Source organism: Cohnella zeiphila (assembly GCF_014212055.1).
GTDB classification, from domain to species: domain Bacteria; phylum Bacillota; class Bacilli; order Paenibacillales; family Paenibacillaceae; genus Cohnella; species Cohnella zeiphila.
This window is the reverse complement of sequence record NZ_JACJVO010000024.1, coordinates 67,717-87,414: the sequence shown is the minus strand read 5'-3', so window position 1 is coordinate 87,414 and position 19,698 is coordinate 67,717. Positions and strand designations below refer to the sequence as shown.

General features: G+C 60.2%; 21 protein-coding genes. 16 read left to right on the top strand and 5 right to left on the bottom strand.

Features of this window, described 5'->3' with window-relative positions; genetic code table 11:
* Window positions 1-42: 42 nt before the first annotated feature.
* The 9 genes from H7C18_RS19210 (at window position 43) to H7C18_RS19170 (ending at window position 8,650) form a co-directional block, all read left to right on the top strand.
* Window positions 43-522: a hypothetical protein gene (locus tag H7C18_RS19210; protein WP_185130708.1), complete on the top strand. Its 480-nt coding sequence runs from the start codon at window positions 43-45 to the stop codon at window positions 520-522.
* Window positions 523-552: 30 nt separating this feature from the next.
* Window positions 553-1,560 (top strand): CehA/McbA family metallohydrolase, encoded by a 1,008-nt coding sequence (locus tag H7C18_RS19205; protein ID WP_185130707.1) that lies wholly within the window; start codon window positions 553-555, stop codon window positions 1,558-1,560.
* Window positions 1,561-1,575: 15 nt separating this feature from the next.
* The gene (locus tag H7C18_RS19200) at window positions 1,576-2,319 is read left to right on the top strand and encodes a glycerophosphodiester phosphodiesterase (protein WP_185130706.1); all 744 of its coding nucleotides are present in this window, start codon (window positions 1,576-1,578) and stop codon (window positions 2,317-2,319) included.
* Window positions 2,316-3,371 (top strand): LacI family DNA-binding transcriptional regulator, encoded by a 1,056-nt coding sequence (locus tag H7C18_RS19195; RefSeq protein ID WP_185130705.1) that lies wholly within the window; start codon window positions 2,316-2,318, stop codon window positions 3,369-3,371. Before H7C18_RS19200 ends, H7C18_RS19195 begins: the two co-directional genes overlap by 4 nt.
* Window positions 3,372-3,378: 7 nt before the next feature.
* A complete protein-coding gene (locus H7C18_RS19190; RefSeq protein WP_185130704.1) occupies window positions 3,379-4,203 on the top strand; it encodes an ABC transporter permease subunit in 825 nt (274 codons plus the stop codon).
* Between the two features lie 33 nt (window positions 4,204-4,236).
* Window positions 4,237-5,286, top strand: a complete 1,050-nt coding sequence (locus H7C18_RS19185) for an ABC transporter ATP-binding protein (RefSeq protein WP_185130703.1) — start codon at window positions 4,237-4,239, stop codon at window positions 5,284-5,286.
* Window positions 5,287-5,294: 8 nt separating this feature from the next.
* Entirely contained in the window at window positions 5,295-6,536 is a 1,242-nt protein-coding gene (locus H7C18_RS19180) for an extracellular solute-binding protein (protein ID WP_185130702.1), read from the top strand.
* Entirely contained in the window at window positions 6,533-7,372 is an 840-nt protein-coding gene (locus H7C18_RS19175; RefSeq protein ID WP_185130701.1) for an ABC transporter permease, read from the top strand. Before H7C18_RS19180 ends, H7C18_RS19175 begins: the two co-directional genes overlap by 4 nt.
* 357 nt (window positions 7,373-7,729) lie before the next feature.
* Window positions 7,730-8,650 carry a transposase gene (locus H7C18_RS19170; RefSeq protein WP_185130700.1) on the top strand — a complete coding sequence of 307 codons (921 nt, stop codon included), beginning with the start codon at window positions 7,730-7,732 and terminating at the stop codon, window positions 8,648-8,650.
* 226 nt (window positions 8,651-8,876) lie between these two features.
* On the opposite strand, the gene H7C18_RS19165 is transcribed toward H7C18_RS19170, so the two are convergent.
* The gene (locus tag H7C18_RS19165; RefSeq protein WP_238357809.1) at window positions 8,877-9,974 is read right to left on the bottom strand and encodes a YeiH family protein; all 1,098 of its coding nucleotides are present in this window, start codon (window positions 9,972-9,974) and stop codon (window positions 8,877-8,879) included.
* A 123-nt stretch (window positions 9,975-10,097) separates the two neighbouring features.
* Between H7C18_RS19165 and H7C18_RS19160 the strand changes: the two genes are divergently transcribed.
* Window positions 10,098-10,994, top strand: coding sequence for a LysR family transcriptional regulator (locus H7C18_RS19160; RefSeq protein ID WP_185130699.1), 897 nt, complete (start codon window positions 10,098-10,100; stop codon window positions 10,992-10,994).
* Between the two features lie 19 nt (window positions 10,995-11,013).
* Here the strand turns inward: H7C18_RS19160 and H7C18_RS19155 are convergent, their stop codons facing one another.
* Window positions 11,014-11,649 (bottom strand): DsbA family oxidoreductase, encoded by a 636-nt coding sequence (locus H7C18_RS19155; RefSeq protein WP_185130698.1) that lies wholly within the window; start codon window positions 11,647-11,649, stop codon window positions 11,014-11,016.
* 130 nt (window positions 11,650-11,779) lie between these two features.
* Here H7C18_RS19155 and H7C18_RS19150 point away from each other — a divergent pair, with 130 nt between their 5' ends.
* The 3 genes from H7C18_RS19150 (at window position 11,780) to trxA (ending at window position 13,534) form a co-directional block, all read left to right on the top strand.
* Entirely contained in the window at window positions 11,780-12,607 is an 828-nt protein-coding gene (locus H7C18_RS19150; RefSeq protein WP_185130697.1) for an aldo/keto reductase, read from the top strand.
* Window positions 12,608-12,689: 82 nt separating this feature from the next.
* Window positions 12,690-13,115, top strand: coding sequence for an RrF2 family transcriptional regulator (locus H7C18_RS19145; protein WP_185130696.1), 426 nt, complete (start codon window positions 12,690-12,692; stop codon window positions 13,113-13,115).
* Between the two features lie 107 nt (window positions 13,116-13,222).
* On the top strand, window positions 13,223-13,534 hold the full coding sequence (trxA, locus tag H7C18_RS19140) for a thioredoxin (protein ID WP_185130695.1): 312 nt from the start codon (window positions 13,223-13,225) through the stop codon (window positions 13,532-13,534).
* A 99-nt stretch (window positions 13,535-13,633) separates the two neighbouring features.
* Here the strand turns inward: trxA and H7C18_RS19135 are convergent, their stop codons facing one another.
* On the bottom strand, window positions 13,634-15,220 hold the full coding sequence (locus H7C18_RS19135; RefSeq protein ID WP_185130694.1) for a histidine kinase N-terminal 7TM domain-containing diguanylate cyclase: 1,587 nt from the start codon (window positions 15,218-15,220) through the stop codon (window positions 13,634-13,636).
* A gap of 101 nt (window positions 15,221-15,321) precedes the next feature.
* Window positions 15,322-16,047, bottom strand: coding sequence for a hypothetical protein (locus H7C18_RS19130; RefSeq protein WP_185130693.1), 726 nt, complete (start codon window positions 16,045-16,047; stop codon window positions 15,322-15,324).
* Window positions 16,048-16,398: 351 nt separating this feature from the next.
* On the opposite strand from H7C18_RS19130, the gene H7C18_RS19125 reads away from it, so the two are divergent.
* Genes H7C18_RS19125 through H7C18_RS19115 form a run of 3 tightly spaced genes read left to right on the top strand, consistent with a single transcriptional unit; the run spans window position 16,399 to window position 19,476 of the window.
* Complete coding sequence (locus H7C18_RS19125) at window positions 16,399-17,130, top strand: response regulator transcription factor (protein ID WP_185130884.1); 732 nt, start codon at window positions 16,399-16,401, stop codon at window positions 17,128-17,130.
* Complete coding sequence (locus tag H7C18_RS19120; RefSeq protein ID WP_185130692.1) at window positions 17,130-18,194, top strand: sensor histidine kinase; 1,065 nt, start codon at window positions 17,130-17,132, stop codon at window positions 18,192-18,194. Before H7C18_RS19125 ends, H7C18_RS19120 begins: the two co-directional genes overlap by 1 nt.
* A gap of 22 nt (window positions 18,195-18,216) precedes the next feature.
* Complete coding sequence (locus H7C18_RS19115) at window positions 18,217-19,476, top strand: molybdopterin-dependent oxidoreductase (protein WP_185130691.1); 1,260 nt, start codon at window positions 18,217-18,219, stop codon at window positions 19,474-19,476.
* A gap of 59 nt (window positions 19,477-19,535) precedes the next feature.
* Here H7C18_RS19115 and H7C18_RS19110 read toward each other — a convergent pair whose 3' ends face one another.
* Window positions 19,536-19,679, bottom strand: a complete 144-nt coding sequence (locus H7C18_RS19110; protein WP_185130690.1) for a hypothetical protein — start codon at window positions 19,677-19,679, stop codon at window positions 19,536-19,538.
* Window positions 19,680-19,698: the final 19 nt, after the last annotated feature.

Sequence of the window (19,698 nt, the reverse complement as noted above, 5' to 3'; positions counted from 1 at the left end):
ATGTGGGATCGCTCCCATCCGATCAGGAAAGGAACGAAGGGTATGCTGATCGACCGAATGCAGACGCTGAAACCCGAGGATTCCCGTTCTCATATTCGCTGCCCGTTCCAATTGGAACAATCGGCGTCGAAAATGTTCATTCACTTCTCCTACGGCCCGAAGCTGCTGGACGACCGGCAGCAGGCCCGCGAACTGATGGAGGAGTGCGTCGAGCGGTACATTGAGCCGGAGCGAAGATCGCTCGTTCTCGGCAGCATGGACCGGTATTTTCCTCTTAGCAATCTGATTACCGTATCCGTGGACGATCCCGAGACGTACCGCGGAGCCTGCCATCGGCACGATCCGGAGCAGCAGCTGTTCCTGGGCGAATCGGCGTCTTCCCCCGGCTTGACGAAAGGGCGGCTGCCGTCGGGGCTGTGGTCCGTCACGCTTAGCGTCCATTCGATCGTAACGGATACCTGCGAATACCGGCTGCGGATCTGGACGGAAGACCCGACAACCGATCAATCAGCTTTCAGCTGACGATAACGGTTGCGGAGAGGAGGGGGACGCATGAGATGGTTGGCCTGCGAGCTGCACACCCATACGAACCATAGTGACGGCAAGCAGACGCTGGAGGAACTGACGGCCGGAGCCAGGAGGCTAGGTTTCGACTGCATCGCGCTGACCGACCATAACACGATGTCGGGCCTGAAGGACCGGGAACGGATCGAAAGCGAGACGGGGCTGACGATCATTCCGGGCATGGAGTGGACGACATTCTACGGGCACATGGTGACGGTCGGCTCGATGTCTTTGGCGGCCGCGGATTGGCGGCGGGCCACGCCGGGCAACATCGCGGAAGGGGTCGCCGAGGTGCACCGCCTTGGAGGCCTCGCGGGTCTCGCTCATCCGTACCGGATCGGGAACCCGGTCTGTACCGGATGCTATTGGGAGTTCGAAATCCAGGATTGGCGGGAGATCGATTACATCGAGGTGTGGTCGAAAACGTTCGCCCCGATCCAAGCGGATAATCATCGGGCGTTCGGATTGTGGACCGAGCTGCTGAACGCGGGCGTCCGAATCGCGGCAACATCCGGCCGAGACTGGCACGAACAGACGGAGACGGACGACCCGCTGTCCGTAACGTATCTAGGCCTGGAAGAGAGATCCGACGAGCCGCTGACGGTAGCGGCTGCCGCGATGGCGGCGCTCGGAGCGGGACGCGCGTCCGTGACGATCGGGCCGCTGCTGACGATGGAGGTCCGGTCGGAGGCCGGCCGCGCTTACGGCATCGGCGAAGCCGTCCCGGCCGGGGCGAACGGTTTCGAGGCCCGTGCCCAAATCTTATTTTCCGTGCGGCAGGGACTGTGGGAATTGGAGCCTCAGCCGTTCCGGCTCCTGATCACCGGATCGGCCGGCACGATAGCCGAACGAACCATCGAGCCGGCGGACGGCGATTACGCGCTGCCATTTCCTCCGGATGCCTCCCGTCCCCTCTGGATTCGTGCCGAACTGTGGGGCGTCGTTCGGGGGGCGAGCGTACGGATCGCTTTCACCAATGCCATCTATTTCGACTAGGAGGAGTGAAGCTGCATGAAAGCGCCCCCATTCCCGTTGATAACCGCTCATGCCGGCTGCATGGATACGCCGCAGAACTCCATCGAATCGATTTTCGCGGGCTTGAAGCATGGGGCGGACATCGTCGAGGACGACATCCGGGCGACCAAAGACGGCGCTCTCGTGCTTAGCCACGATGACGCCATCCAACTGTCGGACGGCCGCCAGCTCCGCATCTCGGCGCTGACTCTTCAGGAGCTGAGCACTTTGCCGCAGTCTCCGATCGTCGAGCTCAGGAGCGCGCTGCGGATCGTGAAGGAAACGGGCGTGCTTATGAACCTGGACGTAAAAGACGATGCGTCGTTGGAACCGCTCGCCGATCTGATCGCCGCACTAGGGATGACCGATCAAGTTTTCCTGACCGGGTGCGAGCATCCGCGGGCGATGCTGGCTCGAAGCCGAGCGCCCTTGCTGCGGAAGCTGCTGAACGTGCAGGCCGTCAGCTTCGCTGCGAAGGCTCCAGAGGAAGCCGTCCGGCAAGCGTGCGAGGAAGCCGAATCGGCGGGTTGCTTCGGCCTGAACGTGCCGTACCCGCTCGTCTCCGACAACTTGCTGAAGCGAGCCGAGGAAGCAGGCCTGCCTCTTTACGTTTGGACCGTCGACGAACCGATGCGGATGAAGCGCTGCGCCGAATGGGGCGTACAGTCGATTACGACCCGCAACGTCGCAACGCTGCAAGCCGTCAAAGCCCACTGGAACCAGGAGACCTGTCGTTTATGAACCACAACATCAAGGAGATCGCCGAACTGGCGGGCGTATCCCGCTCGACCGCTTCCCGGGTCATCTCCGGCAAAGGCTATGTCAGTCAAGAGGTGCGCCAGCGCGTAACGGCCGTCATTGAAGAGCTTCAATATAAACCGAGCGCCGTGGCGCGGGCCATGGTCTCGCAGCGTACGCACAATATCGGCGTCATCGTGTTCCGCGAGTGGCAGCCGATCGTCTCCCATCCGCTGTACGGCAAGCTGATCGACGCGATCCTGTTGGCGGCGGAAGCCCGGGGCTATTCGGTCTTCCTGAAGACCGACCAGGAGATGTCGCTTCGCTCGACCGGCTATCTGATGGAGCAGCGGGTCGACGGTCTGATCCTGATCAGCCGCCTGCGGAAGAACGTCATCGATTACGTCAAGAAGTTCAACGTGCCTTACCTGATGGTGAACGGTTCTACCGACGATCCGGAAGTGATCCATCTGGTCAGCAACGACGAAGAAGGCGGACAGCGGGTGGCAGAGCATCTTCACGGCCTTGGACATCGCCGGTTTCTCGTCATCGCGGGGCCGCAGGAGCATCGCAGCCACAACTTGCGTCTGGAAGGCTTCAAGCGAGGCCTCGCCAAGCTAGGCGGCGCGGAAAACGTCGAAATCGCCCCTTCCCCGGAATCCGGCTTCGAGCACGGTTACCGGCTGATGGCGGAACGGGCGGACGATTTTCTGCGGGACGGACGTACCGCCGTGTTCGCGACGAACGACATGCTGGCGCTCGGCGTCATGAAAGCCTTGCTGGAACGCGGCATCGACGTTCCCGGTCGGGCATCCGTCATGGGCTTCGACGACGTCGCTTCCGCCGCCATGTTCGCTCCCGCCCTGACAACGGTGAGAGTGGACACGGAGCGGATGGGGCGGGATGCCGTCGGTCTGCTCGACCGGCTGATCCGCAAGGAGGAAGGCGTTCCCATGCTGAACGAATACGCGAGCGAGCTGATCGTCCGGCAGTCGACGAGGCCCGGGCCTTCGGGCCATGAGACGGCAGCGGCGCCGCCTGAAGGAGAGGGGTGATTTACCGGTGCTATGGTATTTCCGTTCAGTGGGTTTGCGCCGCATCATCGAATTTATTTTGCTTACCGTATTCGCGGTCTTTTTCGCCGGCCCCTTGCTCAATCTGGCCGTTCTCGCCTTCAGCGGACAGTGGACCTACCCCGACGCGCTGCCGCATCAATGGTCGCTCAAGTGGTGGAGCTTCGTGCTGCAGAAGGAAGATATCGCGCAGTCGATCAGCTTGTCGTTCCTGATCGCCGCGATCGTCACGGGGCTGTCCATCGTCCTCTGCATTCCGGCCGCTTACGCATTCGCGCGTATCCGGTTCCCGTTCAAGCGGTTTTTCCTGTTCTCGTTCCTTCTCACTCATGCGTTCCCGAAAATGGGCCTGTACGTGTCGATCGCCGTTCTCTTCTATCGGCTGGGGCTCATGAACACGCTGCTCGGCGTCGTGCTGATCCACATGATCAACGTGCTGATGTTCATGACGTGGATTCCGACGGCGGCCTTCCGCAACGTGCACGCCGCGCAGGAGGAATCCGCGCGGGACGTCGGAGCTTCGCCGCTGCGCGTCTTTCGCAGCGTGACGCTGCCGATGGCGATGCCCGGCATCGCGGTCGCATCGGTGTTCACGTTCCTCAATTCGCTGGACGAAGCGCAAGGCACGTTCCTCGTTGGGATTCCGGATTACAAGACGATGCCGATCGTCATGTATTCGATCATCTCGGACTTTCCGAGCAGCGCGGGCGCCGTCTTCTCCATCATTCTTACCGCTCCGACGCTCATTCTGCTGCTGGCGGCGCAGCGGCTCGTAAGCGCGGACGTGCTGGCGAGCGGCTTCCAAGTCAAATAAACGGACCTTACCGGTTCGAAAGCGGAGGATCCTATGAGCATTCAGCTATCGATCAAAGACTTGTCGAAGCGCTACAGGACGGGCGAGGGCGTCTCCGACATCAATCTGGACGTGGCCAAAGGAGAGCTGGTCACGCTGCTCGGGCCTTCCGGCTGCGGCAAAACGACTGTGCTGCGCAGCATCGGCGGATTTCTCGAGCCGGACTCGGGAGACATCCAGATCGAAGGCCGCAGCGTCGTGAAGCTTCCCCCGGAGAAACGTCCGACCACCATGGTGTTCCAAAGCTACAATCTATGGCCGCATATGTCGGTGTACGAGAACCTGGCATTCGGTCTTAAAATACGCAAGAAATCGAAGGCGGAGATCCGCGAAGCGGTAGCCGGCGCGCTGCGTCTCGTACGGTTGCCCGGCGCGGAGAAGAAGCTGCCGGGCCAGCTCTCGGGCGGCCAGCAGCAGCGCGTCGCGCTCGCCCGGTCTCTGCTGCTGCAGCCTGCGGTGCTGCTGCTCGATGAGCCGTTCTCCGCGCTCGACGCCAAGCTTCGCCACGAGATGAGGGAGGAGCTGAGGGAGATTCAGGCGCAGACCGGCCTGACCATGGTGTTCGTGACCCACGACCAGGAGGAAGCGCTGGCGCTGTCCGATCGGATTGTCGTCATGAACAACGGCCGCGTCGAGCAGATCGGCGAGCCTCAGCGCATCTACGACGATCCCGCATCGCTTTATGTCGCCCGGTTTATCGGCAAGATGAACTTTCTGGACGGGACGGCGCAAGGGGAGTTCATCCGGGTCGGGCGGGGCGAGTTCCCGAATCCCAAAGGATTGGCGGGCCCGGTTATCGCGGCGGTTCGCCCGGAAGACGTTCGGATCGGCGCAGCGGACGATCGGGCGCTAAGCGGGCGAATCAAGCAATCGATGGTGCTCGGTCATTATGCGGAGGTATCGATCGAGACCGAGACGGGCGGCACGGTTCGGAGTTTCCTGCCCAAGGACGCCGTCCGCGAGCTGGACATCGGGCAGAATGTCGGCATTTCTTTTGCCAAAACGATAGCTTATCCCCATACGAACGAATCCACGGGAGGATGATGATCAACATGTTCCAAAAGAATCAAAAGCCTGCGGCGATCGCCGCCCTGACCCTGTCGCTTGCCGTTCTTGCGGCCGGTTGCGGCAGCTCCAACAATTCCGGCTCCGACGCGAGCGGCAGTTCGAATTCCGCATCTCCTTCGCCTTCCTCGTCTGCTTCTTCTTCCGCGTCTCCCTCCGCCTCCGCTTCCTCGTCCGCGACAACCGCGTCCGGCGATCCGGTCAAATTCCATTTCTACTTTACCGGTTCCCAGAACGTGAAGGATCTGTGGGATACGCTCATTCCGATGTTCGAGAAGGAGAATCCGAACGTCAAAGTCGACGAAGTGTATATTCCGTCCGGCACGGGCGCACAGCCGACGTACGACCGCATTCTGGCCGCCAAGAAGGCGGGCAAAGGCGCCGGCGACATCGACCTTTACGAGGACGGCATCAACGTCGTCACCCAAGGAGGCAAGGACGACGTCTGGCAGACGCTCAGCACGAGCGACATTGCGAACCTGGCGAACGTCAACGCCCAGACGATGAGCGACGTGTCCAATCTGGCCATTCCCTATCGCTCTTCGGCGGTTCTCCTTGCTTACAACAGCGACAAAGTAACGAATCCGCCCAAGACGCTGGACGAGCTGCTGGACTGGATTCGACAGCATCCGGGCAAGTTCGCCTATAACGATCCGTCCACCGGCGGCGCAGGCAGCTCGTTCGTCCAGACCGTCATTTACAAGGATCTGCCGGCAGACGCGATTCACAACAGCGATCCCTCCATCATGTCGCAGTGGGATGCCGGCTTCAAAACGTTGAAGGACCTGGGACCGGTCGTGTACGGAAAAGGGATCTATCCCAAGAAAAACCAGGGAACGATCGATCTGCTGCAGAACGGGGAAGTCGACATGATCCCGGCCTGGTCGGATATGATCCTCCAGCAGCAAAGCGAGAACCTGCTGTCCGCGAACGTGAAGATGCAGCAGATTACCCCCGGGTTCAACGGCGGCCCGACTTATCTGATGGTGAACAAACTGTCCGACAAGAAAGACGCCATCTACCAATTCCTGAACTTCGTCCTCTCTTCGGAGGCGCAGGAAGTTATCGTGGGCAAGATGAACGGATTCCCGGGCATCGAGCTGTCCCACATGTCCCAGGAGATGCAGGATAAATTCAAAGGCGTGTCCGACGGCTTCCGGACGTTCAACATCGGCGACCTCGGCACCGAAATCAACAAGCGCTGGCAAAGCGACGTCGCGGCCCAATGACGAAGGAGCGGAAGCAAGCCCTGTGGGGGCTGGTCCTCGTCACCCCTTCGTTCCTGCTTCTTCTCGTCGTCGTCGTGATCCCGATCGTGCAATCCTTCATCGAGAGCTTGCGGAACGAGGCCGGCGGCTACGACTTGAGCCGTTACGAGTGGCTGTTCACGGACAAAGGGATGCGGAACAACATTTGGTTCACGCTGAAGATCACGGTGATCTCCTGCGCGCTTGTCCTTCTGATCGGCTACGCGCTGGCATTGTACCTGCGGTTCAGCCCCGGCAAGCTGGCCGGGTGGATCCGCCGGACGTATATGATCCCGATGTTCATTCCCGGCGTCATCGCCACGTACGGCTTGATGAACCTGCTCGGCAATCACGGCTGGCTGTCGAGACTGCTTCTTCCTTTCGGGGTGACGCTGCCGCGGATCATTTTCGACGAGAAGGGGCTCATTATCGCGAACCTGTGGTTTAACATCCCGTTCACCACCATGCTGCTCAGCTCGGCGATCGCAGGCATTCCGGGCTCCGTCATCGAGAGCGCCAGAGACGTCGGAGCGGGAAAGCTCGGCATCTTTTTCCGAATTATTCTCCCGCTGTCCTACAAGACGTTCCTAGTTGCGCTGACGTTCGTGTTCATGGGCGTGATCGGCTCCTTCACCGCTCCGTTCCTCATCGGCCAGAATTCTCCGCAGATGCTGGGCGTCGCGATGGAGCAAGTGTTCGGCGTGTTCCAGGAACGGGAGCAAGCGGCCGCCATCGCCGTCTTCACGTTTCTCCTCTGCTCGGTTCTCGGATTTTTCTACATTCGTTCGATGGCCAAGGAAGAAGCCGCCCGTATGTAGGGGGCTTCTTCTTTTTGTGCTCCTGTCCTTGGGGGTTATCCCTCTAGCTCAGGTCAACCAGCGCCCATTGCCTCTTATTTTTGCTTTCTTTCGAAATCCCTCTCGCTCAGGACGCCTCCGAGGACGTTCTGTTTTTCCTTAACTTCGAAATCCCCGTCGCTCAGGAGCCGGCTCTTTCGTATTACTTGTTCTCCTTCCGTCGAAATCCCCGTTAATCAGGCTGCTTTCGCACATTTGCTTAACCCTCCGAAATCCCCTTCGATCAGGAAACGGTTGGAAAAGTTTTGGTTACAATTGGGAACATATGTTTGGTATAATTAAAAAGGGAACATACATTCGCGTTTGAGGTGATTGAGGATGTCCGAAGCGTTCGATTCCTTTGAAAAGGTGCGCGCCCTGCTGCAGGATGAAGAAGCGTGCGCTCGCGTACTGTATGAGGCCAAATGGCCGAACGGCTTCCGCTGCCCGAGCTGCGGCCACGATCATGCTTATCCGATCGCCACGCGCAGACTTCCTCTTTATGAATGTTCCCGCTGCTCCAAGCAAACGTCGCTGATCGTCGGCACCGTTTTCCAAGGGACGCGCACGCCGCTGCATCTGTGGTTTCAGGCGATCTGGCTGCATTCCCGTCCCGGGAGCATCAACGCCCTTCAATTGTCCAAAGAGATCCATGTTACTTATAAAACCGCGTGGCTCATCTGCCACAAGCTGCGCCATGCGATGAGCGGGGCGGATGCCGACGAGCTGCTCACCGGCGCGGTCCGGCTGACCGACGCTTGCATCTATCACCGGGTTTCATCGAATATGAAATGGCATCGGCAGGAGCAATCCGTTCTGATCGGGGCCACGGACGGGGAGAACGGAGAACCGGAGAACGTGAAGATCAAGAAGCAGGATAAGAGCTTGCTGAGGCATCGGTTGGAGGCGCCCGGGACGAGCTCTTTTATCATCCAGCATGTCGCGCCGGAAGCGAGAATGAGTATAAATTTCGTCCGTCAATATAGCAGAGAACGCCATCACGCGCTGCTGAAAATCGGAAGAGAGGTGGAAAAATGGCTGGCGGAGCTGTTCCGGGGGATCGGTCCGAAGCATTTCCAGGCCTATCTCAACCACTATTGCTATGACTGGAATCGGCGGAAAACGTCACGGTTCGGCGATCTGCTGAGATGGTGCGCGGCGACGCGGACCATCACGTATCCGGTGTTGACGAAGCGGCCATCGAAGGCCCGTTCCGGCCGGCGCCCGCGGTCCGCAACTGCTATCAAGGCGGTTGGGTAATGCAAATTGTAAATACAAGGGACACATCCGCTATTTCCGCATAAGCACTTGACGTCCCTTTCCTGAGGGACGGGGATTTCGAAATAAAGAGAAAAAAAGAGTTTGCCGCCCACGCCGCTTACCGATCGAGAGCCATCTGTCCGCCTCGTGAAAGCGGGGATGACTGGAGAACGAGCGGACGAAGACAGTCGAGGACATAGCGACCGGCCGGGCGGGATGTTGAAGCTTATAGAAGCGAGACGAAAACGGCAGCCGACAGCAGAATCGAGACGGTCAGCAAGACAGCCAAAGGGCGGAGGGCATACCGCAGCTCCCGCACGTTGACGCTGAGGCCGAACGCGGCCATGGCCATGACGAGGAGAGTCGTCGTCAGTTGGGCTGCCGCGCTCTCCCAGCCGGAAGGCAGAGGGAGCCAGTTGTCCGGATGAGTCGAGGCGAACAGGCTCATGGCCACAAAACCGAGAAGATACCAGGGCAGTCCGCGAAGGCCCGAACGGCGGGACATATCAGCCGAAGCAGCGCTCGAACGGAGCGCGTTGCCGTCGTGGGCGCGCGAATGACGGCGCTGCCGGAGGATGTTGAGAACGTGCAGCGCGAAGGTGAGCGGGACGAGCAGCAGAACCCGGCTAAGCTTGGCGAGCATTCCTTGGCTCAAGGCGTCCGGCCCTCCGGCGGCGGAAGCAAGTGCGACGTGAGCGATCTCATGGAGAGAGAGGCCGGACCAGATGCCGTAGGTGACGCCGTTGATCGGAAGCACCGGCTCGAGCAGGGTATAGGCGACCGCGAACAAGGTGCCGGTCGCGGCGATCAGGCCGGCGCTCAGCGCGGTCTTTTGCTCTTTGGAACCGAGCAGCGGGGCGGTGGCCGCAATCGCGGCGGCGCCGCAGATGCCGGTCCCGATGGCCAGCAGCAGGCTCAGCTCGCGGTCGGCTTTGAACAAGCGGCTTAGAGCGGCACTGGCGGCCAGCGCGAACGCAAGCGTGCCGGCGGCACGGGCGAGATACGGCAAGCCTTGGCCGAGCACGACGTCGATCGGCAGCTTGAGGCCGAACAGGATGATGGCGGTTCGCAGCAGCCTGGTTCCGGCGAAGGCGATGCCCGGCCGCAGCTCCTCGGGATAGCCGTACAGGTTGCGATAGACGATGGCGAGCAGCAGCGTGCAGGCCATCGGTCCGGCGAGTGCCAGGCCCGGAACGCGGGACAGCTGCCAGCCGGCCAGCGTCAGCAAGGCGATAAGCGCCAGGCCGCCGATCAGGCCTTTGCGCCGCGCGGCTCCCTCGGCCGTCAGCACGGCCGGCAGGCGAAACGGTTGAGCGTTCATCATGATGGCACCTCGAATCAGGATGTCGGAATGTGGTTTTAGCATAACTCCGTTGAATGAATAAGGAAAATTGATTATCATTATGGTTATCATAAGCATTATATAATAATAGAAAGAGGAATTCGGATGGACGCTCAGCTGAACGTGTTTCAGACCGTCGCCGAACTGAAGCATTTTTCTCGCGCGGCGGAGAAGCTGCATATGACGCAGCCGGCCGTGAGCCAGCAGATCCGGGCGCTGGAGGATTCGCTCGGCGTTCGCCTGATGGAGCGGAATAACAAGGGGGTTTCGCTGACCAACGCAGGCGAACTTGTGCTTCATTATGCGAAGGAAATTAACGGGCAATACCGTAAAATGAGGGAAATGATCGACGAGCTGCTGCATTTTACGGGAGGGCCTCTGGCGATCGGAGCCAGCTATACGTTCGGGGAATATGCGCTGCCGGCCACGATTGCCCGGCTCCATCTCGAATTTCCCGGGATCAGGCCGTCCATTGCGATCGGCAACACGGCCGACATTGCCGATCGGCTGCGCGCACGGGAGCTGGACCTCGCTATCGTGGAAGGAAGCGAGTACGGAACGGGAGTGGAAGCTGAAAGGCTGGCGAACGATCGGATGTATATCGCCGCGGGAGCGGGCCATCCTTTGGCGGGCGGGGAGCCGGTGGGTCCGGAGCGATTATCCGAGGAGATATGGATGGTGCGGGAGGAAGGTTCGGGAACGCGGGCGGCCACGGACCGGATGTTCGCGTCGCTGGGCATTCGCCCGGCCCGCCTGATGGAGCTGGGCAGTACCCAGCTCATCAAGGAGACGGTGGAAGCGGGGCTCGGCGTCACGCTGCAATCCCGTTTGGCCCTTCGCAAGGAGCTGGGGCTCGGCTCGCTGAAGCTGCTGCTCGTGGAAGGAATCCCGGTAAAACGGGATTTTTACGTTCTTCTTCGAAAGGGAGAGCTGAGAACCCGCACGATGGAAGTGTTCCTGCAGACGCTTCAAGAGGAGACGGAGCGGCTGCTGATCGATTGACGGGTGTGTTGCGAGGCACTCAGGCGCCTTGGGCGATCCTCTCGAAAGCCCGCACGAAGTCGGCAACGGGATAAGCGCCGGACAGTCCGTATTTGTTGTCGATGACGAAGAACGGAACGCCGGAGATGCCCATCTTTCGGGCCTGCTCCAAGTCTTGGCGAACGGCTTCGTCTCCGCCTCCTTCATCCAGGCCGGCGGACAGTTCGTCCGCATCCAGCCCAAGATCGCCCGCCAACTCTAGAAGCACGTCTTTTCGGGCAATGTCGCGGCCGTATTCGAAGTGCGCGATCATGACCGTTTCCACCCATTCATGTCGGCGTTCTTCCGGCACCATCGCGGTGATCCGATGGGCCAGCATCGTGTTCGGCATTCGGGTCACGCGGTCCCAGCGGAACGTGACGCCGACGGCGGCGCCGGCCTCCCGGACTTTCTCGAGCATGACCTTTACGTTCTCGGGGCCGCCCATTTTGGCCGCCATGGAGCTGTTGAACGGCAGCCCTTCTTCCGGCAGCGTCGGGTCCAGCAGGAATGCGTGTTCGCTCACGGCAACCTTCGCGCCCGATCTCTCCTCCCACTCGCGGATGGCATCGGACAAATTCTTTTTTCCAATTCGGCACCAGGGGCAGATCATATCGGAATAAACGGCAATGTGCATCGTGGACACCTCTTCGTCGGTCGGTTACCGCCTAGTATGACAGACGGAAGAGGAGGTGACAATGTGCGGCGCGCGCCGGCGCATGATAAAATCGGAACATCATGCATAAGCGAAGAAAGGAAGATCCATCATGAACGTAAACGTTCCGCAAACGGTGGAGCTGTTGAACGGCGTCCTTATGCCGAAGCTAGGCCTGGGCGTCTGGAGATCCCAAGAGGGGGAAGAGACGGAGAACGCGGTCGCAGCCGCGCTGAAGGCCGGCTATCGCCTGATCGATACGGCCTCCCTGTACGAGAATGAAGCCAGTGTCGGCCGAGCCGTCCGGGCTTCCGGTCTTCCGAGAGACCAGGTGTTCGTGACGACGAAAATGTGGAACAACGAGCAGGGGTACGACGAGACGCTGAAGGCTTTCGAGCGGAGCATGGAGCGCCTGAAGCTGGATTACGTTGATTTGTACCTGGTCCATTGGCCGGTTCCGGGGAAATATAAGACGACCTATCGGGCGCTGGAGAAGCTTTATGAGGTAGGAAAAGTGCGGGCGATCGGCGTCAGCAACTTCCTCGAGCATCATTTGGAGGATCTGATGGGCTCCTGCCGGATCAAGCCGATGGTCAACCAGGTGGAGATGCATCCGCTGCTGACCCGCAAGCCGCTGCTGGAATTTTGCAAGCGGGAGGGCATCCAGGTCGAGAGCTGGCGGCCGCTGATGAAGGGCGGCCTCGATCTTCCCCTGCTCCGGGAGCTCGCGGACAAGTACGGCAAAACGCCGGCCCAAATCGTCATTCGCTGGCACTTGCAGCTCGGCGTCGTCACGATTCCCAAGTCCGTACATGCCGACCGCATTCGCGAGAACGGGCAAGTGTTCGATTTTCGCTTGTCCCGGGAAGATATGGAACGCATCGATGCGTTGAATGAAGACCATCGGTTCGGGGCCGATCCGGACCACGTGGATTTCTAATGGGAATTCATCCGCCGAGACCGCTTGACAACGCCAACTGTAACTGATAATATTACAGTACGAACCGGGGAGGCGGAAAGCGATGAACAGCGAATTTATCATAGCTGTCCACAGTCTCGTGTTCATGGCTTACCGACCGGACGGCATGGCATCCAGCGAGGAGATCGCGGCGAATGTGTGCACGCATCCCGCGCGGATTCGGAAAGTGCTCGGCTGCCTGCGCAAGGAAGGCTTCGTGGCGACGCGCGAAGGATCCGGCGGAGGGTACCGGCTCGTTCGGGATCCGGCAAGCGTCACGCTCGCGGATGTGTACCGCGCCATGGCGGCCGGCACGCTCACGCCGAGCTGGTGCTCGGGCGATCCGGACATGGACTGCATGGTCGGCTCGAACATGCAGGAAGTCATGAACGCCGTTTTTTGCGGGGCGGAGACCAGGCTGGAGAGCTACTTTTCCGAGATCACGATCGGCTCCATGCTGAACCGGATCAAAGAACGCCAGCAAGTCTGACGGGCGGCCGCCGAAGAAGGATGCAGCGGGGAGGCTTTGCCGACTCGATCATCATATAGCCAGATTGGATGGTACCCATTATAGATTCTTTGAAGGAGTGGATTAGGATGTCTGCAACCGTAACGAAAGACAACTTCAATTCGACCGTCTCCGAAGGCGTCTCTTTGCTGGACTTCTGGGCGCCTTGGTGCGGACCTTGCAAAATGCAAGGCCCGATCGTGGATGAACTGGCCGAGGAATTGAAAGGCAAAGCGACGATCGCGAAGGTGAACGTGGACGAAGAGCCGGAACTGGCTTCGCAATTCGGAGTCATGAGCATTCCGACGCTGATCGTCTTCAAGAACGGCCAGCCGGTCGACAAGCTGGTCGGTCTGCAAAGCAAAGACTCGCTCAAGACGAAGATCCAGAACCAACTGTAAGCCGCGATAAAAACAAGCGCCCGAAGCCGTGAGGCTAAGGGCGCTCGTTTTTTTGCGTCAGAAGCGAAATGCCCCTTGGCGCTCGCCCGGATCAACAGTTTACCGGGAAGGCTGCTCGGCGGAAGTGAGCGGCAGGCTGACCCGGTTGCGTCCGTCTCTCTTGGACGAGTAAAGCGCCTCATCGGCTTCGCGGAGGAGCTGCTTGAGCGAATCCTCGACGCGAGAAGCTTCCGCGACGCCGAAGCTGGCCGTAATCGCGATCGGTCCGTGCGCGCTCTCGAGCGGACGCTCCGCGATCGCCAGACGGAGCCGCTCGGCCGTGGCCGCGGCTTTTCCGATCGATGCGCCGGGAAGGCATACGACGAACTCTTCTCCCCCATACCGGGCGAACAAATCGTCCGCGCCGAGCTTGTCCCGGCAGGATGAGACGACATGGCGCAGCGCCTCGTCGCCGGTCTCGTGCCCGTAGGTGTCGTTGATCCGTTTGAAATGATCGATGTCGAACAGCACGAGCGAGATCGGGATTCCCGCATCCCGCATTCGCTCCAGCAATTGTTTCCCGAGACGTATAAAATGCCCGCGGTTGTAGATGCGCGTCAGATCGTCGTAATAGGCCAACTGCTGCAAGCGATCCTGAAGCCGTTTCTGTTCGGTCATGTTGAGCATGACGATGATTCGGGCGGATTCCCTGCGTTTCCCCCTGACGACCGGGGAAGACCGCAGCGAGTAGTGGGAGCGGCCGTTCGCATCCGCCCAGTCGATCTGGCGCTCGTCCCGCTCGTTGCCGTCGGCGTCGCGGGGCAGCGGGAAGTCGCCTCCCTGTTCTTTTTTCCAGATGCGGTCGATCGATTGCCCGATGGACGATAAGGCGAGGGAAGGAAGAATGGCTGCCGCGGCTTGATTGTAGTCGATCAGACGATCCGCGGAGTCGAGCACCATGACGCCGTCGCGCATGCTGTCGAAGATCGTGTCCCGGGCGACGGGGACGACGGTCAGCATGTCGTTGCGGAAGATCGACCAGGCCATGGCCAGCGAGGTCAGGCAAGTGAGCGGAGGCACGGGATCCATGCCGTTCGGCGTCGCTCCGACCAGATAGAGGAAGGCGGCCAGCACCGGAAGCAGCACGCTGAAGATCAAGGCGAGCAGCTGTTTCCGGTAGGTCTTTTTCGTTTTTTTCCAATGCCGGCCCAGAAGGAAGACCGATCCGAGCAGACAGGCGACGGTGTAAACCCCATGCACGATATACCAATCGCCGAGTTGAAGATCGACCATGGGAGAAGGCGTGCCGGCACGCAGGAAGACGGAGCGGTAAAACAAATGATGGAAGTCGTTCGTCGATACCGCCAGCAGGGTAAGGGCCGGAATCATGAGCAGCAGCGAGACGGTTCGCCGGTTAAACAGCTTGCCCAGCCCGATATAATGGCAGGAGAGAATGAGGCACAAGGGCGGGATAAACGGCATGCCGACGTATTCGACCCCGATCCAGAACTTGATTTCCCTCAGAGAACCGCTGGCCAGTTCGAAGGAGTACCCAAGAACGTAGACGGCGGATGCGATCGTAATCCAGACGTAATATTTGATGCCGGAAAAATCGGCCTTCTTCATGCCGGCGTAGATGCCGAGAAGAACGTTCAGCACGGCCGAAAGCGCGGCGATTGTGATAAAAGGGGCATTTGGCGTTCCCATGTCGGATCGGTCCCTTGCGTGGATTCGTTATATCGATGGTATCACAGTTATTCGTCGGCAAGGAACCGCCCGGCAAGACGCACGCCCTGTCCCCGGCGGATTCAGATCGTCCACTGCGCATGGGTGACGGCGCAAAGACGCCAGTCGCGGCCGGACGGGACGAAGGTCAGAATGAGACTCTCCCAATCCTGGCCTTCCAGCTTGTCGTCAAAACCCGGATAATGAAATTCCACGAACGAGGATCCGGGGTAAACCTCCTGCCCGTTATAGGCCGAGTTGCCTTTGCCCTTTAGCTTGTTCTCGTTCATGTCGGGAGCGTCGGCAAAATCCTGGTCGTAGACGAATTTCTCGAAATAGTCGCGGAACGTCAGGCTGATCGGTTCGCCCGAGCCGTCGTAAACTCCCCACTCCAGCTTGTCGGCGTCCCGGAAACTCGGGAGTTGGCCGGCTTTGAACACCAGGCCGCTCTTCGCATCCAGATGAGCATACGGAGAGAAACGAAGACCGCGTTCGCCGTCGATCCAGCCGGCGAGCCGCTTTAAGTCCCGGTCGCGTAAAGCTTCAACCACATCCTTGGCGGCATCGTGAAGGGCGGATTTCTCTTCGGAGACCCTGGGCGATTCCGAGTGCTCGGAAGAAAGGGTCGGTTGTCCCGCCGAAGGGGATGGGGCAGGTACGGCGTGGTTATGGCTAGGAGACGCTGACTGACTGGCTTCCGCATCGGCTCCGGGCGAGCTTGCGGTCGAACGATCGTTCCCGGCGCCGCACCCGGCCAATTGCAGCGCGAGAAGGGCTACCGCGAGCAGCGGGAGCAATCTGCGCATCATTTACATTCCTCCTACTTCGTATGTTCGATGGCATTGTGTCATAGGGTTAAACGCAAAAGACGTCCAGATGTTCCGAGCGATCCGCGATGGAAAATATTTTTGTGCAATCGGTTCCCTTGCGAGGGCGATCGTCATTTTTTCGTAAGAAATGTTTAATTATTTCGTTCCTTTTCGGTTAGAGCTCCGTTAGCAATGGGCGATATCGTAAGAGGCGTCCATAATTCGAAGAAGGGACCGATGATGGGAACCAAGCGAGCATGGGGAGCCAATAAAGCATTGCGTTCATCTTGCGGACATATGAGTATGCTATAATTTGGGCAGAAAAAAGGGTTTGCCGGGGTGACGAAGCAAATGGCGGGTACGGTGTTGGTCGCAGACGACGAGCGGGAGATTACGGACGTATGCCGAAGATATCTGGAACGGGAAGGCTACGAGGTTCTGGTCGCCGATAACGGGGAGGAAGCTTATCGGCTGTGGAAGGACTCTCGCCCGCGCCCCGATCTGCTCATCCTCGATCTGATGATGCCGGGGCGCTCGGGGCTCGACGTCTGCTCGGCGATTCGGGACGAGGAAGACGTCCCGATCATCATGCTGACAGCCAGAGGGGAAGAGAGCGACCGGCTCATCGGCCTGACGCTCGGAGCCGACGATTACGTGGTGAAGCCGTTCAGCCCCCGCGAGCTGGTGCTGCGCGTCCGCAACCTGCTCCGCCGCGCCGCTCCTAGGCCGGCTTCGGGAGACCAGGAGACTCCTTCCGGAGGAGGCGCTCCGTCTTCCGATCTCCATTTTGAAGGAATGTCCATCTTCCGCGATCAGCGCAGGGTAACGGTGAACGGCATCGACGAGGAGCTGACCGTGAAGGAGTTCGACTTGCTGGAATGGATGGCTCGGCATCCGGGACAGGTTTTTTCGAGAAGCCAGCTGCTGAGCAGGGTGTGGAACATTGACTTTGAAGGCGACTCCACGACGGTGACCGTACATATGCGAAGGCTGCGGGAGAAGATCGAGCCGAACCCGTCCGAGCCTACATTTGTGAAAACCGTTTGGGGAATCGGCTACAAGTTCGAAGGGCGGCCATTATGATGAAACGGAGAACGGTCAAGTTCCGCACGTACTTGCTGCTGGCCAACGCGTTCAGCCTTGCGGCCATCCTTGCCGTTCTCTTCTATTGCTATAGCCACATGCTGCTCAAGGCTTCCGCTTTCGCGTGGCTCGGGGGCGCGACCGTTGCGGCGGGGGCGCTTTCTTTTCTGCTGCACGTCATGCTGACGCACCCTCTGGAAAGGGCCATTGCCCGGATCGGAGAGGCGTCCGCCCAGATCGCGTCAGGCTCCCTCGGCACCGAGGTGCCGATCGTCGGACCCGCCGAATTCCGTCTCCTCGCCGAGCAGTTCAACGCGATGAGCCGCCAGCTCAAAGAAAGCTTCGACCGGATCGCCCGCTCCGAAGCCGCACGCGGAGAGCTGGTCGCGAACGTGGCGCACGACCTGCGCACGCCTCTCGCCTTGCTGCAGTCTCATTCCGAGGCTCTTCTCGACGGAATCGTCGAGGAGGAGGAGACCGTGCGAAGCTACCTGAACGTCATTCGCAAAGAGACGGTCCGGCTGGGGGAACTTGTGAAAGATTTGTTCGACCTGTCCCGGCTCGATGCGGGCGCCGAATCGTTCGAGGCTCGTGCGGTGCCGCTCGAGGACGTGCTGGTCGACACGCTGAACGCGTACCGGCTCAAGCTGGAGAATAAGCGGCTCGAAGTGTCCGTCCAGCTCCCCGAGGCTTCCCCTATCGTTCTCGGCGTGGAGAGCGAGCTGCGGAGAATCGTCGGCAATTTGCTGGATAACGGCATTCGGCATTCTCCGATCGGGGGGCGGCTCGTCTGGTCGGTCGAACCGGAAGGGGAGACGGCGGTGGCGGTGACGCTGCGGGATGAAGGCGAAGGAATTCCGGAGGCGGAGAGGGAACGGATTTTCGAGCGATTTTACCGATCCGATTCCGCTCGACGGCGCGACGAGGGCGGAGCGGGATTGGGCCTGGCGATCGCGAAGTCGCTCGTCGGGCGGCACGGAGGGACGATCGGCGTGGCATCAAGGCCGGGAGAAGGAAGCGAATTCCGGTTTACGCTTCGGACGGCGTCCGGCAAGGCGAGATAAGCGCGCGGGGAGGGATCGGAACATGAGCGGTCGCAAAAAACCGGGGTTCGGCAAGCAACTGGCGGATTTGCATCGATGGAACGCTTGGCTGGTCGTCTTTCTCGCCTTAAGCGGGCTGCTGCTGTCCTGGGGCGCGGCGCGCGGATGGCTGGGCGGGGGACGGGTATGGCTGAAGCAGCTGCACATTTATATCGGTCTGATTACGGCGATTTTTCTTGCTCTTTACGGCCCGCTCATGCGGAAGCACCTGAAGCAGCTTCGCCAACGTCCCCGCCAGCGGGGCAACTTGGGCTTCGTACTGCTGCTGCTGATCGGGTGGCTGCTGTCCGGCATCGTTCTGTGGCAGTTCCGCCATCTTCCGCCCCGATGGGCCAGCAACGCGCTGCTCGTGCACGATCTGCTCACCTGGGCCGGCCTGCCGTATATCGCGTACCATTCGCTCGTGCGGCTGCGCTGGATGCGGAGGCCGGAGCGGCGGGCGATCCGGACGGACATTCCGGAGCCCGAAGAGACGAACGTTCCATCCGGCGAGCGCTCGCCCGCCCTTCACCCCGCGGCGCACCCGCAGCCTTGGATGACCCGGCGGCAATTCGTCAAATGGTCGGTCGGCATCGCCTTGACCGCGGCCGTCGCGCCGTCCTTCTTCCGCTGGATGGGCAAGTCGGTTCTCGGCGTCGGTTTGCCGGGGGGCATGGCGGATGGGGAGGATGCGAACCATATGGTGCCGGAGCCGGTGCCGCTCCCCGATTCGGCGAACGTCGTGGGCGGAGGCGCTAAGGGCAGCTACCGGGTCTATACGGTAACGCCGCTCCCCAAGTTCGACTCCCAAAATTGGACGTTCACGCTGGACGGCCTGGTCGACAAGCCGGGGAGCTGGAACTGGCAGCAGTTCCTCGCGCTTCGGCGCCGCGTGCAGGTCAGCGACTTCCACTGCGTCACCGGCTGGTCGGTGTACAAGAATACGTGGGAGGGCATCCCCCTCGCTCAGCTGCTGGCGCAGGCGGGCGTCAAGCCGGAAGCCAAATTCGTGAAGTTCTATTCCGGCGACGGCGTCTACACCGACGCCCTGTCGCTGGAGCAGGCGGCGATGGACGACATCATGGTCGCCGTCCTGCATGACGGCAAGCCGATCGGACGCGACTACGGCGGCCCGGCGAGGCTGATCGTGCCGAAGATGTACGGCTACAAGTCGGTGAAATGGCTGGTGCGGATCGAACTGATCGACAAGTCTCACATCGGCTATTGGGAAAACCTTGGATATGACAATGACGCTTGGGTTTAACTGCGCGAGCGGATCAAATAGAAAACGGCGGCACCTTGTCGGGGTGCCGCCGTCGCCGTTCAGTCGGACTTTTTGTTTTTCTGGGGAACCGGAGCGACCGACTTGGTGTTCTCCAGCGTATCGTTGACGAACGCCATGTCCTGGTTCTCGGCGTGCATGTTCGTCGTTCCTTTGTAATTGCCGCGGTGCTTTTTGTTCTCCACTCGGATAGCCTCCTCTGGC